The following is a 14845-nucleotide window of genomic DNA, read 5'->3' on the forward strand; positions in this document are numbered from 1 at the left end:
CTTTTAATTATTCGTATACCCGCAGCACGGTGGCATCTGCGGGCATCATTACATTCACTTTGGTGGTCACTTCCTCCCTGCCGAACAGGAAATGATTGACCGGGCTGCTTTGCGGCCGCATCCGGCGCATTTCCTCGCGGGTGCCGTAGTACAGCGCGCCGCTGGGACATACGGTAGCGCACATTGGCTTCTTGCCTGCGCTGGTGCGGTCGTAGCAAAGGTTGCATTTCATCATCAGGTCATACTGCTCCTGCTTGAAAGGCACGCCAAAGGGGCAGGCCATCACGCAGTTGGAACAGCCGATGCAGCGCGCCGTGTTGGCCGTATGCACCACGCCAAATTCATCCTTGCTGATGGCGTCTGCCGGGCATACCCTGGCGCATACCGGGTCTTCACAGTGCATGCACACCTGCACGGTGGTCTGGATCGTATGCGCACGGTCCACGTAATTCACATGGATCATGGACTCATGCCCGTTGGTCTCACACTCTGCGCAGGCCACCACGCAGGCCTGGCAGCCGATGCAGCGCTGCATGTCAATAAAGAATTCCATGTCCGTTTTGTAGTAATTGGCTGTTTCCATATGCTACTGGTATGAATGGTGAACGATTCAGATGCTGTTATAAGCCGCTGCCGGCCCGGCAGGCGCTATCCGGCCGGAAGGCTCCAGGCGGCAGGCGCATACCTTGAACTCCGGTATTTTGGATACCGGGTCCAGGGTGCCGGGTGTAAGCTGGTTGGCGGATTTTTTGCCCGGCCAGTGATAGGGGATGAACACCGTATCCTTGCGGATAGTTTCCACGATGTTGGCCGGGAACTCCGCGTCCCCTCTCCGCGTGGAGACCTTTACAATTTCCCTTTGGCGAATGCCGTATTTTGCCGCCAGTTGCGGATGTATTTCCAGCAGGGGCTCCGGGTACTGATCCACCAGCTTGCCGATGCGCCGGGTTTGCGTACCGCTGAGGTACTGGGACACCACCCTGCCGGTGGTGAGCACCACGGGATACGCATCGTCCGTTACCTCTCCCGGCTCGCGGTAAGGCACCGGGTTGAAATGCGCTTTCCCGTCGGGCGTAGCAAACTTGCGGTCCTCCCAGAGGCGCGGCGTACCGGGGTGCTCCAGTGAAGGACAGGGCCAGAAAACGCCCATCTGCTTTTCGATCTTTTCGTAGGTAATGCCGTAATAGTCTGCCGTACCGCCTTTGGATGCTATGCGCAGCTCGTTGAAAATATCCTCGCTGGACCGGAAGCTGAATTTATCCTTTGCGCCCAGGCGGGCGGCCAGCTCCAGGATAATGGCCGTATCCGTGCGCGCATCGCCGGGCGGCGTAACGGCCTGCCGGATGCGGGTAACGCGGCCTTCCGCAGTGGTTACCGTGCCCTCCTCCTCTTCATGCAGGGAGCCTGCCAGTACAATATCCGCATAGCGCGCCGTTTCATTCAGGAAAAAATCGATGGCTACATAGAACTCCAGCTTTTCCAGGGCCTCCCTTACATAGTTGCTGTTGGGCAGGGATACCAGGGGGTTAAAGCAGATGGACAATAATCCTTTTACTTCCCCGCGGTGGATAGCTTCGATCAGCTCATACGCCGTATAGCCCTGGCCGGGCAGCTCCGCTTCCTCAATGCCCCATACGCCGGCAATGTATTGACGGTGCGCCGGGTTATTGATGTCGCGGTTGCCGGGCAACTGGTCGCATTTATGGCCATGCTCACGGCCGCCCTGCCCGTTGCCCTGGCCGGTAATGGTGGCATAGCCGCAATAAGGCTTGCCGATACGGCCGCTGGCCAGCACCAGGTTAATGCAGGCCAGCACATTGTCCACCCCTTTGGAATGGTGCTCAATGCCGCGGGCGTGCAGCAGGAAGCTGGTATTGGCCTGGCCCCACCATTGCGCAGCCTGGCTGATCTTTTCCCGGTCGATGCCCGTCACCGCTTCGGCCCATTCCAGCGTGTAATCTTTTACAGCTTCCACGGCGGCATCAAAGCCGCTGGTATGCTCCCGGATAAAATCGTGGTCTACCAGGTTATTGTCCACGATGTATTTCAGCATGGCTCCATAGAGTGCAGAGTCGGTACCGGGGCGGATATCCAGGTGCAGGTCTGCCGTGCGGGCCAGCGGTATCAGCCGCGGGTCTACCACGATCAGCTTTGCGCCCAGGTCGCGGGCCTGCCATACCCAGTAGGTAAGCGTGGGAAATGTTTCGCTTACATTGGCGCCGCATATCATGATCACTTCTGCGCCTTTGAGATCGGAATAATTATTCGATCCGCGGTCCAGCCCGAATGCCTTTTTATTGCCGGCCCCCGCGCTTACCATGCAGAGGCGGCCGTTATAATCCAGGTTCTTTGTTTTGAGGGCCACCCTGGCAAACTTGCCCATCAGGTAAGATTTCTCGTTGGTGAGCGATACGCCGGAGAGCACGGCAAAAGCATCGTTGCCATACCGCTCCTGTATACTGCGGATAGCCGCTACCGTCCGGTCCAGGGCGCTGTCCCAGCCTAGCGGTGCAAAGCCTTTGCCTTCCACCCTTTGCAGGGGAGACAGGAGACGGTCCGGGTGATTGTTCTGCAAATAGCGCTGCACGCCTTTGGGGCAGAGCCGGCCTTCATTAAAAGGAAATTCCATCCAGGGTTCAAAGCCCACCACCTGGTTCTCTTTTACCAGCAGCTTGATGCCGCATTGCATACCGCAGAAGCAGCAATGCGTTTCCACCACTTTGTCTGGTTCATCCCTGCCGGCATAGCCTTCCCTGGGCGGGTAGTTCAAGTGCGGGCCAAATTCCGCGATAAGCGTTTGAGGGTCTACTGGTAGCTTTGACATATTGTATCTGTGGAATGTAGCAATTAACCAAAATAGCGGCCGCTTTCCTGCCTGGCTTTTAAATGCGCCTGCGCCAGCATGGACCGCTTGCCTTCCGGGCTGTAATCCAGGTGAGAGCGTTGCCCGTTTATCGTAAAATCAATGCCCAGCTCATGTGTCAGGGCTTTCAGGTCATCCACATGCTGCTGCGAGGTAAATTCCTTACCGGTATGCGGACATACGGCCATGCCCTTCCGGTTCCCCTCCGTATGGTAGAGATATACGCCGATCTGCGCGGGGCGCTGGATAATATGAAAGAATTTCCCGAAGGGTATCCATACCAGGAACACGATCACGGTAACGGCATGGGTCACCGCCATGAACTCGTAGGTGGTGCCTCCCAGGAACGCATAATCGTAGGACAGGCCCAGGCCCGTAACGGCAATGGCTACCAGCAATACCAGCGGCAGCCAGTCGCCTTCAAAGCTCTGCGTGGCGATCAGCCCGCCATTGGTAAAACGGCGGTAGATGAACAGCCCCACGCCGATGATCACCAGCCAGGAGCTCCAGCTCAGCACATTGAACACCAGTGAGGCAATGATGGAGCCCAGCCGGAACTCGAACACCTTGAACCCGAACAGGTGCGCTTCATACAGCTTGCTTACGGCAGGGTCCATACTGGTGGCCGGGTTCATCGTGAAGTGTATCCATCCCAATGTGAGCGGGATGGTGACGGCAAAGGCCAGCATGCAGCCGGTAGCCAGCAGGAAATGGCCCCACCAGCGCCTGCCGCCACGGGGGCGGATAAAGTATTGAAAGCCGATATTGCGCACGGATTTACGCAGGAATAACCAGAGATAAGGGAGGAAGCGCCCGCTGAACAGTATCTGCCAGGTACGTTTAAAATAGAGCCAGGTAGGCGGCCGCTGCAGCCATACCGCATAACGGTATACGATCCCGAAAGTGGCAAACACGGTTCCGAACAGGTAAGCTATTAAGGCGGCATCAAAATTCTGGAGATTACGGGAGCCGATAAACACGAGCGCTAACAGTAACAAGGTAGCCAGTGCAGCTATCCAGAACGCTTTTTTGTTAAGATGATAACTAAACATACGATACGCTTCTCTTGTTTATACTATCATTAAAATGCTTAACAACGCTATTTTCCTAATGTTTAAGTAATTTAATAAATAAAAAGCACATACCCATTTCATCACTCCAAAACTGCCATGTTATGCAGCAACGTCCTTCCGGTATTGCTTATCGCATATTATTCTTCAACACGCTTGCTTTTACGGTTTGTTTTGCCGGCTGGGTGCTCAACGGGGTACTCGTGGCCTTCCTGATCGACAACGGTATTGTAAACTGGAACCTGGTGCAGGCCGGCTGGCTGCTGGGCATACCGGTGCTCACCGGCTCCGTGATGCGCCTGCCGCTGGGCCTGCTGACGGACCGGATCGGCGGGCGCTGGGTATTCAGCGGGCTCATGCTGCTCTGCGCCATTCCCTTGTTCCTGCTGTCTACCACCACCCACTATACGCTGTTTCTTGTGCTGAGCTTTTTATTCGGCCTTTTAGGCGCCAGCTTTGCTGTAGGCGTCGGCTTTACCTCGCTGTGGTTCCCGCCGGAGTGGCAGGGCCGCGCGCTGGGCATCTTCGGCATGGGCAATGTAGGGTCGGCCATTACGACCATGGTGGCTCCTTCCCTGCTGATCCGCCTTACGGGCGATGGCACCAATCCCGAAGGCTGGAGAATGCTGCCGGTCATTTACGCCATGGCACTGGTGGTGATGGCGGTATTGTTTGCATTGTTCACCCGCAACAAGCGGCCCGCCAGCTCCGGCAAATCGCTGGCGCTGATGCTAAGGCCGCTGAAGAGCGTCCGGGTATGGCGCTTCGGGCTGTACTATTTTCTTGTTTTCGGGTGCTTTGTTACTTTTTCCCAATGGCTGGTATCCTATTTCCTGAATGTATACAATACCACGCTGGTAATGGCGGGCATGTTTGCCGCCTGTTTCAGCCTGCCGGCCGGCCTGTTCCGCGCCGTGGGCGGCTGGCTGTCCGACAGGTCCGGGGCGCGGCAGGTGATGTACTGGGTGCTGGGCAACTCCGTGATACTCACCTTCCTGCTGCTGATCCCGAGAATGGAAATATACTCCCCCGGCGCGGGGCTGATGGCCACGCAGGCCGGCACCGTTACGCAGGTAAGCGCAGACGCTATTACGGTGGATGATAAGACCTATCCCTTAAAAGCCCGGCAACCGCGCCCCGCGCATACGGACCGGCAGCAGCTTATTTTCCCCACCAAAGAAAGCTGGCAGGAAGCGGCCGTACAAACCGGCGACGTGGTAAAGAAAAAACAGATGCTGGCGCAGGGCGTTACCCGCATTTATTTTCAGGCCAACGTCTGGGTGTTCCTGGTATTGATCCTGCTCACCGGTATTTCCTGGGGCATTGGCACGGCAGCGGTGTTCAAGCATATTCCCGTGTACTTCCCGCAGGAGGTAGGCATCGTTGGCGGCATGGTAGGCCTGATCGGTGGACTGGGCGGTTTTGTAGGCCCCATTCTTTTCGGCTACCTGCTGAACCTCAGCGGCCTGTGGACCAGCTCGTGGTTCTTTGTATGCCTGCTTTCCGCGCTTTGCCTGCTGTGGATGCACCGCGTGATCACGCGCATGATGAAGCAGGGCGCGCCGCACCTGGCAGATAAATTTGAGCGGCCGGATCAGTGAGGTTACTGCCGCTCATAATGCAGGCACACCACCCCGGAAGAAAAGGTAACGCTGGTCTCCAGCTTTAGCTGCATTGGCCCGGGCACGTCCCGGAACAGGGGAATGCCCTGCCCCAGCACCACCGGGTTTACAAACAGCCAGTAATCATCTATCAGGTTGTGCTGCATGAGCGCATGCGCGGCGGAGGGGCTGCCAAACATCAGGATGTTCCTGCCCGGTTGTTGTTTCAATGCATTGATCTGCGCGGGCAGATCGTTGCCGATCACGCGGGTATTCTTTGCGGGGTCCCCCTCCATGGTTGTGGACAGCACTACTTTCTCCACGCTGTTGTACCACCTGGAATGTTCAATGTCATGTTTACTGGCGGAGGGCTGGTCTGCAGCGGTGGGCCAGTAGCTGTCCATCATCTGGAAGGTAACGCGCCCGTACAGCGCGGTATCCGCCTCATCGGTACGAGCGCCGGCATAATCAAAAATTTCATCTGCTACGTTGATCCAGGCCATTTCCCCGTTGGGCCCTGCTACAAAACCATCCAGGGAAGTGTGCATAAATAATACAAGCTTTCTCATATATTAAATTTGATTGTTAATACAAATTTCACTACTTTAGGAACACTGTTCTGTTCATCATACCGCATACGCCTGTACCAGGTAACCATCATCTTTACACTGTAGATAGAAAACATACGCGCTATTGATTTATCCAAATGCCAAATTTTTTCCCATGTAAAATTTAGAAAGAAAAAATCACAGTAATCAATCCATTTTAAGGCAATTAATCTAGCTCGTTGTAAGCGTTCTTAAATTCCACGTGCGCGTACGGCGTTTACGGCGAACCTATATTATTCATCCTCGTCAAAAAATGTAGCATTTTATGAAACCGATCCGTCAACCGGCGGAGAGGTTCCATCTGACCAGAACAATTTAAATATTAACAGATGAAAACCTTTACCACTCCAAGGCTGGTACAGCTACTGCTTTGTACCATGGCGATCAGCCTGCTTACAACCGCCCGCAGCTTTTCGCAGACCTTTAATTATTACCAGTGCGCCGAAGTATACGGCACCAACCATGCCGGCAACCTGCTGCATGTAAGAATGGCGGGCCTGCATGCTTCCATCCGCGCCACCAATACCGGCGGCAGTGCCAAAACCTATACGGTGGTGCTCAAGAACGTAGACCCGGACTTTATAACGCTGAGCGAAGGTACTACCACGGCCAAAGGCGCCAACTCCCTCACCTTTACCTGGAACATTGCAGCGGGCGCTACGCAAACCGTGTGGATCAATCCCTGGTACCTGACGCCCTGGGATTTTTACTTTATTGTCTGGGGCGACAGCCAGCACAAACCACTGGATTTTCAGCGCCTGCTGGCCAAGGCGACGCTCATTAATCCTGTGCTGTCCGTAGCGGCGGGCGACTGCGTGCAGCATGGCGACGACGGCGGCTGCATAGGCGGCGGCGGACGGCCCGATGTAGTAACGGACCAGATCTTCCAGAACTACCTGCAATTGTTCACCAACTATCCCACGCCTGTATTTGAAGCGCTGGGCAACCATGACATTACCCGCGGCGGATGGGTAGCGCTGGACGATTCCAACTACGGCGCGGGTGAAAGATTGTGGCGCAAATACCTGGGGCCTACGGAATACAGCTTTACCGTGCATCCTACCTATTCCGGCGGCGGCATCCATTTCCTGGTCAACCGCTTTTATTACGACATGCCTAACTGGAATGCACGCACTTACTTCGGCGGCTGCACGCCCAACGGCTACCTGCGCTTTGACAATAACGATTCCGTGGGCGTGGCTATTTACAACTTTTCACAAAGCGACCTGGCGGCTGCTTCCGGCGCAGCCGCCCGCATTTCCGTGACGCACCACGGCTTCAATATGTTCATCAATGATCATAACACCGTAGCCAATGCGCGCACCCTGTACCAGAACGGTAATGTAGATTACATGATCGTAGGGCACCAGCACATTTACGCTACCGGTACGGACGGGCCTTCCCAGATCCCCTACCTCATCACCGGCGACGCCAACGGTACCGCGCATGGCGGCAACCCCGGCTTTTCGCTGGTGCATGTGAGCAATGGCAACATTACGCAGCAGCACATGCTGGCGGACAACCTGAACCTGAATATTAACTATACCGCCAACGGCCCCACGCTTACGCAGGGCAAGGCCACCGTTACCTGCAGCGGCTACAGCCTGCCCTTTGTAAGGCTCAAGTTCAAACTGTCCAATGCGCATGCTGCCTACCAGGCAACGGACCTGGCCACCAACGCCAACCTGGCTACCTACAGCCACCAGTTTGGCGACTATACGGTGGTGTACGTGGAAACCAGTATCGGCAACGGCGCTACCAGGAACATACAGGTAGATCCTATTACCACGGCCAGCGCATTGAAAAGCGCGGAACACGATATTACCGTATTCCCCAACCCTGCCGGCGACTACGTAACCGTGCAGATGCCCAGGCACAACAAGCTGGGTTACCGCTTCGTGGTGTACGATATGCAGGGCAGGCCGGTAAAGGAATTAAAAGGCGGCAGCAAGGTGACCATCCCGCTGGATGGCCTGGCGCCCGGCGCTTACCTGGTAAGGATCGCGGAGGGCGATGCATACATTGCCACTAAAAGGATCATTGTTAAGTAATGTTTATTGCAGACCTGGCAGGCTTTTGAAAACCTGCCAGGTCTTTCAACCCGTATAACCATGTTACTGAAAAATATACTGAAGGTATGGCTGCCCGCTGCACTCCTGCTGCCCGCCGCCCTGCAGGCGCAGATCATGGCCAGCTATTACGTATCGCCGACCGGGCATGACAATAATCCCGGCACCGAAGCACAGCCCTTCCGCAGCATCCAAAAGGCACGGGATGTAGTACGCGCCAGAACAGGCGCCTGGACCGGCGATATTTACATCTGGCTGCGCGGCGGCACCTATACGCTGAACAGTACCCTGACCTTTACGGAAGCAGATGCCGGGAAAGACGGCCATTACGTGGCTTACCAGGCCTATACCGGGGAGCGGCCCATCATCAGCGGCGGTACTGTACTATCCGGCTGGCAGGCCCACGGCAATGGTATTTACCGCGCCCCCTGCAGCGCCATGAGCTTCCGGCAGTTGTACGTGAACGGTAAAAAGGCCCTCCGGGCCCGTACGCCCAATGCCGGCACTTTTAACCGGCTGGTATCCTGGAATACTTCCGGGCAGACCATCAGCATTATCGCCGGTGAGCTGGGCAATGTGCAGAACCTGTCCAATGGCAAGGTGGAAATGATCGTGCAGCAGTACTGGGCGGAAAGCATTATGCGCATTGCATCCGTAGCGGCCAATGGCGCTTATAAAAACATTACGGTCCACAGCACGGAGCGGAACATCGTGTTCAACCGCGACTGGCCGCAAAAATCGCCGGACCAGGCCTACCACCTGGAGAACAGCCTGGATTTCCTGGACCAGCCCGGCGAGTGGTACCTGGATGACAACACATCGCCCCACTATCTTTACTATAAACCGCGCCCGGGTGAAAACATGGCTACCGCTACCGTGGTAGCGCCCAATATTGACCGGCTGGTGCAGGTAAAGGGCGCGGACTTTGACCATCATGCCCACCACCTCATATTTGAAGGCATTACGTTTGAACATGCCAACTGGACGCGCCCTTCCGAACAGGGCAACATCGGCCTGCAATCGCAGCAGTTCAGCGTGGGCAACGACCGCAGCGACCGGCCCGATGCCGCTTTCTACATTGCCAACGCCCACCATATGCGCCTTACCCGCAACGTGTTCCGTAACTGCGGCTCCACGGGACTGGACATTTACATCAGTACCAACAACATTATTACGGAAGGCAATGTTTTCCACGACATTTCCGGCAACGGCATGCAGATCGGGAAATTCTCCGAACCGGATGTGCCCATTGCCACGGTATACAACCCGTCCAACGTGAAAGAATACTGCGAGGATCACGTGGTGGCCAACAACTACGTGTACACCTGCGGCACGGACTACTACTGCGCCAACGGCATAGCGGCCGGCTACATCCGCAATACCAGCATTATTCACAATGAAGTAACGGACCTGCCTTACAGCGGCATCAACAGCGGGTGGGGGTGGACCTTCAGCACCAATGCCATGCGCAACAACCATATTGAGTACAACCATATTTACAATGTGATGCGCCTGCTCTGCGATGGCGGCGGCATTTATACGCTCAGCAACCAGGGGCCGGCATCTACCATACAATACAATTATATTCACAACACGGTGCGCAGCGTATGGGCCACTACGCAATACACGCCCACCTACCCGGTGGCTTCCATCTACCTGGACCAGGGCAGCGCCGGCTTTACCATTGACCAGAACTGCGTGGTGAACACCATTCCCAAATGGGAGGTAAACTTTAACGGCACGGCATCTTACAACACCTTAGGCGCCAATCCTCCCCATGATGCCGGCATTATTGCCAATGCGGGCATTCAAACGGCCTACCAGGATATTAAGCTCACTGATCCCATGCCCCCGCCTCCTACACCGCCCACACCGCCCATCCCCGGCAGCGGCCTGCGCCTGTGGCTGCGGGCGGATGCCCCGGCCGGCGTGATCGTAAAGGATATCAATAACCGGGTGAACACCTGGGGCGACGGCTCCGGGTATACGAACACCGCCATTCAAACCATACAGACATACCAGCCCCTGTATGTGGCCAATGCCGTGAACGGGCAGCCCACGCTGCGCTTTGACGGTGCAGACGACCGCATGGACATTCTCTCCATGGCGGGTAGCTGGCCGGCATTTACCTTCATCATGGTGATACGGCCCAACGGGCTGGCGGACTATAACCAGAGCCTGGGCGCGCTGGGCGGCTGGGGCCAGTTCCTGTTCCACGGCTCCGCCAACGGCAGCATTTATTGCGGTACCGGCGTGCCCGGGCGGCTCACGGCGCCAGCCGGCACCCTAACGGACGCGGAAGCGCAGATGTATACCTATACCTATCCCGGCACCGGTGCAACATCAAAGCTGTATAAGAATGGTACGGAAGTAGCATCGGGCGTGCTGTCGCAGTCCCCTGCGGACTGGACGGGTTTCCTGCTGGGCGCCACCAGCGCCGCCACTTTACAGGGCGATGTGCCGGAGATCATTATTTACAACCGGGTGCTGTCTGCCACTGAGTGCAACCAGGTAGAAGCCTACCTGCAGGAGAAGTACGGGTGTATGCTGTTTGTACCGGGCGGGATCAGTATGGTGGGGCATGGGGGAATTAAGGTAAACTGAACAAAATGAACAGACGCCAATCCGAACACATCCATTATTTTCATCCTGATAATACCATTGTTTATTTTAAAACCAACCACGTCATGCCAAATGACAACCTGCTATCTGCTGCCATAGAGCCGGCAGCCATGGAGTCCATTCAACAGGCCCTTTCCACGATCAAGACCCAATTGCCGTTCCTGCTGAAGTTAAGCCCCGATGAACGGCGGGCGTATGCCCGGATGGGGGACAAAACCGTGCCTTTTGTAGAAAAGGCCCTGGGCTACGCCACCACCAACCCCCAACTGATACCTCCTTACCTGGAGGTAGCGGAATTTCAAAAGGACATGGAGCTGGTAAAGGCCCTTACGGAGGTAATGCGGCCTTTGGAAAGCCTGGTGGAAGCCATTGATGATACCATGATGGTGGCCGGCCACGAAGGCTACAGCGCCGCCCTGGTATTTTACAACTCCGTAAAGCGGGCAGCCGATGCCGGCGTACAGGGTACGCAGACCATCGTGAATGATCTGAAGCAGCGCTTTCCGGGGCGGAGCATCAGAAGAGCGGCTCCGGGCACGGAGAACGGGGATTAACACCCCCTCCACGTAGTGAGGCAACAGCAAATTGCAGTTCCGATCCCCGTGAATGGGGTAGGGTTACAGCAATTTGCTGTTCCTTTATAGGAAATTGCGGTTACCGGGGAGAAAATTGCGGTTCCGCATGAGCAAATTGGGGTTCCCTAACCGCAATTTCCTGTTGTCCTACCCCATTTAAGGGGATCAGCATAGCAAATTGGGGGAATGACATGACAAATTGCTATTGAAGCATAGCAATTTGTCGGCAACACACTCCATTAATGGGGTTCGGAACAGCAAATTGCTGTTGTATAGGAGCAAATTGCTCCTGCTATACCCCATTGACGGCGCCCGGAACAGGAAATTGCTGTTCCCAGATAGCAATTTCCGGGTTTCAAGTCTTCTCCAAGAGATTTTTTACCGGATAAACCATTGTAAACAACCACTAGTACATGCATATACCTGGTTACGTATTGTTACATGATGTATAACGGACTGGACGAGTATTTATAGTACTATGTAACTGAACTTAATCAAATCAATTTTATACGCTCACAAAATATTGATTATCAACATTATTATTATGTAACGCTTATGTAACTGGATGAAACTATGGAAAAAACCTGGGAGCAAAAAGCATCAGCTTTATTATATACCGCCTGCTCACTTCAATATCGTCACATATCCCGCTATCTTCTCCGAGCCGTTCCCCAGGTCTATCACGTAGTAGTATACACCCACCGGTAAACCGCCACCATCCCAGGGCGTAGCATAGCCGCGGGAATAGAACACCCGCTTGCCATAACGGTTAAATACCTCCACCAAACTGCGCTGGTAAGCTGCCAAATTAGTGATGCTCCAGGTATCGTTAATACCATCCCCGTTAGGGGAAAAAGCGTTCGGCACTTTTACCGGCACCAGTATTTTCACTTCCGCCTGGTCCGTAGCGGAGCAATGCCCCTCACGGTCCGTAGCGGTCAGGGTAAACACCTGGTCATGCTGAGCGATGTATACCGGCCTTAATGCGGCAGGATCACTCAACTCCGCGGCCGGCGCCCATTGCAGCAGCAGGGAAGGATCATTCACGGTAGCGCCCAGGGTAACCGCCGTGCCCTGCTCTACGGAAACAGTTGGACCGGCATCTACCACGGGCTGCACATATACTGTCAGCTCCTGCTCAAGGGGCGCGGAGCTGCAGCCGGCCACCGTAGCCACACTCAGACGGGCGGTATAATTGCCGGGATGATCGTAACGTTTTACAGGATGCTGTTCTGTGGCTGTGGTGCCGTCCCCAAAATCCCAGTTCCATACTGTTACTGGCCCACCGGGGGAAATGCTTTGATCCCTGAACTGTACTTCACTGCCCTGGCAAATGATGGCAGGCGTTATCTCAAAACGGGCTTCCGGCTGCGCGGCCACTACCGGCACCGTCACCGTGGTATCGTCTATGCAACCTTCTTCGGAGATCACCTGCAGGCGCACGGGTTTGTTGCCCGGCGTGGTAAACAGCTTGCTGGTGGTATCCGTATTGGCGGTGGTATTGTCCGGGAAGGTCCAAAGCCAGCGATTGAAAGTATAATCGCCGGCGTTAGTACCGTCCCAGCGGAATTTCACCAGGTCCGGCAAGCAGCCGGTGGGCGTGTAGGCAATTACAGCGGCATTGCTGATATCCCGTACTTCAATATCCAGCGGCAGCCTTTCTGTATTGTTGCAGTTCTCAATGGAAGGATGCGTGCTGCTGATCTCGAAGCGGAAGCTACCGGCTTCGCTGAACGTGTAAATACCTGGCGCGGTGTATTTGAAGTAAGTACGGCCGTCCAGGAGCACCGTATCCACGGGCACGGGATTGTTTTGTGTGATGTCTGTATTGGGACTGGCGTATTGCAACTGGCTCAAATGCCATACCAGCCGGTTGGGCGGGTAGGCCATCAGCACCGATATCTCCACCGGCGTATTACGGCAGGTAAAGGGATGTACTGCGCCGGTTTCCCCTTCCGTATTGTGCAGGTGCAGCAGGCCGTTCAGGTTGTTGATCATGGTGCCGGCATTATAACCGTAGCTGTCATACTTACCCATGCCATAGGTGACGGCGGTAAAGGCAGAATCGCTCTGCACAATGCACTGGGCTTTGGCCGCCGGCCAGCGCTGCACCACCACCGTATACCCGGGCCGGTTAGGATGGGGATAGGTATGGCTGAAAGCATTATTGCCGTCTATGGTCAGGGAGCCCAGGCCGTTGGTGGGAATGATCAGCGTCAGGTAATTCACTTCCACCACGGCCGCGGTATTGCGGTAAAAGCCCACTCTTTTTATGGATTGCTCCACCGGGCTGAGATATATCATTTCCGGGTCGCCCAGGCCGGTAAAGCCACAGCCGCCGTCAGAAATATTATCGTTCATGGAGGGCATGTACTGCGTGACCAGTATGGGTTTGTCGGCTTCAATATAGTCTGCCGTAGCGCTCTGATATTCGTAGTAAAAATTATTGATCAGCCCTGTGAGCACTGCGCCATTCCGTTTGACCACCGTAGCAGGGTCTTTCACGGCAATGCGGAAAATGCCGGTATTCAGCACGCCGGCATTATCACTGGCGGAAAAAGGCGCGGTGAGGTAGGTCTTTCCCCAGGCCTGCACGGGGAAGATCTGCTGGATGAGATTGTCGGCAAACCCGGAGTTAGTGCCATTGCAGGTAATGGCGGTAGAACTGCTGCCGGCAAATACCGCTACGGGATAGCAGTCCCCGGCCACATTGCTGATGGACTTTACTTTGGTGCCGGTAAGGTCATGCCCGGCAATATTGCTGATGGCGGCGCCTACTACCTGGTATACCTGACCGCGCTGCAGCGTGGCGGTAAAGGGCAGCCCCGCCGCTGCGCCGTTCCGTAAGGGTACGGATGGCGTGATCTCCACTACGGTATTATCCTGGTGGGCCACAATGAACAACCAGGAAAAACAACCTTCCCCGGTAGTAACGCCCCGTATCACCTGCTGGCTGTTCACGGAACGGTAATCATATCCCCAGGATTCCACGGGCATCAGCATAGTGGCGCCGGAAGAACCGGCGCCGCTGATGTGGGCATAGGCTACGATCGGCACATCACTTTCTATATGTATGGACCTGTCAAAAAGCCTGTCCGAGCCCTGTCCTCCATAGGAAATTGGATAATCAAATAACCTGCAGTCTTCCGCGCCCGATTTGGGCATGGGGTCGGAGGCGATCACGCTGTTGGCCGGCACCGCATACTGCTTTACCGTATTGGCCGTGGCCCCCCGTGTAGTGACCGTTACATTCGCCGCCGCCTCTGCACTGAAGTACAGCACCATCTCCTGGCTGTTGTTTTGCCCCGGCTCCATGAAGTAGTGCAGGCCGTAGCCGGTCCAGAACTCCCTTCCCCGGTTGGAAAACTGCTGCGCCGAAGCGGCGGCAGCGGCCAGTAAAAATATGATCAGTAGGAATGGCTTCATAAAATACTATA

The 14845-nt window shown here is 55.3% G+C and carries 9 protein-coding genes; 4 read left to right on the plus strand and 5 right to left on the minus strand.

Annotated elements, in window-relative coordinates; translation table 11 throughout:
* Positions 1 to 7: 7 nt before the first annotated feature.
* Genes LX66_RS01585 through LX66_RS01595 form a run of 3 tightly spaced genes read right to left on the minus strand, consistent with a single transcriptional unit; the run spans position 8 to position 3915 of the window.
* Entirely contained in the window at positions 8 to 583 is a 576-nt protein-coding gene (locus tag LX66_RS01585) for a 4Fe-4S dicluster domain-containing protein (protein ID WP_145710141.1), read from the minus strand.
* Between the two features lie 27 nt (positions 584 to 610).
* The gene (locus tag LX66_RS01590) at positions 611 to 2824 is read right to left on the minus strand and encodes a molybdopterin oxidoreductase family protein (RefSeq protein ID WP_145710142.1); all 2214 of its coding nucleotides are present in this window, start codon (positions 2822 to 2824) and stop codon (positions 611 to 613) included.
* Between the two features lie 23 nt (positions 2825 to 2847).
* The gene (locus LX66_RS01595; protein ID WP_145710143.1) at positions 2848 to 3915 is read right to left on the minus strand and encodes a respiratory nitrate reductase subunit gamma; all 1068 of its coding nucleotides are present in this window, start codon (positions 3913 to 3915) and stop codon (positions 2848 to 2850) included.
* Positions 3916 to 4037: 122 nt separating this feature from the next.
* On the opposite strand from LX66_RS01595, the gene LX66_RS01600 reads away from it, so the two are divergent.
* The gene (locus LX66_RS01600) at positions 4038 to 5534 is read left to right on the plus strand and encodes an MFS transporter (protein ID WP_145710144.1); all 1497 of its coding nucleotides are present in this window, start codon (positions 4038 to 4040) and stop codon (positions 5532 to 5534) included.
* 2 nt (positions 5535 to 5536) lie between these two features.
* On the opposite strand, the gene LX66_RS01605 is transcribed toward LX66_RS01600, so the two are convergent.
* The gene (locus tag LX66_RS01605; RefSeq protein ID WP_145710145.1) at positions 5537 to 6103 is read right to left on the minus strand and encodes a dihydrofolate reductase family protein; all 567 of its coding nucleotides are present in this window, start codon (positions 6101 to 6103) and stop codon (positions 5537 to 5539) included.
* Between the two features lie 368 nt (positions 6104 to 6471).
* Between LX66_RS01605 and LX66_RS01610 the strand changes: the two genes are divergently transcribed.
* From LX66_RS01610 to LX66_RS01620, 3 genes are read left to right on the plus strand one after another with little or no spacing between them, the layout of a single operon-like run.
* Positions 6472 to 8193, plus strand: coding sequence for a T9SS type A sorting domain-containing protein (locus tag LX66_RS01610; RefSeq protein WP_145710146.1), 1722 nt, complete (start codon positions 6472 to 6474; stop codon positions 8191 to 8193).
* Between the two features lie 60 nt (positions 8194 to 8253).
* A complete protein-coding gene (locus LX66_RS01615) occupies positions 8254 to 10815 on the plus strand; it encodes a right-handed parallel beta-helix repeat-containing protein (protein ID WP_145710147.1) in 2562 nt (853 codons plus the stop codon).
* A 5-nt stretch (positions 10816 to 10820) separates the two neighbouring features.
* Entirely contained in the window at positions 10821 to 11387 is a 567-nt protein-coding gene (locus LX66_RS01620; protein WP_145710148.1) for a hypothetical protein, read from the plus strand.
* A 645-nt stretch (positions 11388 to 12032) separates the two neighbouring features.
* On the opposite strand, the gene LX66_RS01625 is transcribed toward LX66_RS01620, so the two are convergent.
* Positions 12033 to 14834: a PKD domain-containing protein gene (locus LX66_RS01625; protein WP_145710149.1), complete on the minus strand. Its 2802-nt coding sequence runs from the start codon at positions 14832 to 14834 to the stop codon at positions 12033 to 12035.
* Positions 14835 to 14845 lie beyond the last annotated feature (11 nt).

Source organism: Chitinophaga japonensis (assembly GCF_007830125.1).
Taxonomy (GTDB): Bacteria; Bacteroidota; Bacteroidia; order Chitinophagales; family Chitinophagaceae; genus Chitinophaga; species Chitinophaga japonensis.

What these genes read in the sequence shown, in the direction of transcription:
- LX66_RS01625 (WP_145710149.1), bottom strand. Translation starts at nt 14,834, where the DNA reads ATGAAGCCATTCCTACTGATCATATTTTTACTGGCCGCTGCCGCCGCT.
- LX66_RS01610 (WP_145710146.1), top strand. Translation starts at nt 6,472, where the DNA reads ATGAAAACCTTTACCACTCCAAGGCTGGTACAGCTACTGCTTTGTACC.
- LX66_RS01605 (WP_145710145.1), bottom strand. Translation starts at nt 6,103, where the DNA reads ATGAGAAAGCTTGTATTATTTATGCACACTTCCCTGGATGGTTTTGTA.
- LX66_RS01595 (WP_145710143.1), bottom strand. Translation starts at nt 3,915, where the DNA reads ATGTTTAGTTATCATCTTAACAAAAAAGCGTTCTGGATAGCTGCACTG.
- LX66_RS01615 (WP_145710147.1), top strand. Translation starts at nt 8,254, where the DNA reads ATGTTACTGAAAAATATACTGAAGGTATGGCTGCCCGCTGCACTCCTG.
- LX66_RS01585 (WP_145710141.1), bottom strand. Translation starts at nt 583, where the DNA reads ATGGAAACAGCCAATTACTACAAAACGGACATGGAATTCTTTATTGAC.
- LX66_RS01600 (WP_145710144.1), top strand. Translation starts at nt 4,038, where the DNA reads ATGCAGCAACGTCCTTCCGGTATTGCTTATCGCATATTATTCTTCAAC.
- LX66_RS01590 (WP_145710142.1), bottom strand. Translation starts at nt 2,824, where the DNA reads ATGTCAAAGCTACCAGTAGACCCTCAAACGCTTATCGCGGAATTTGGC.
- LX66_RS01620 (WP_145710148.1), top strand. Translation starts at nt 10,821, where the DNA reads ATGAACAGACGCCAATCCGAACACATCCATTATTTTCATCCTGATAAT.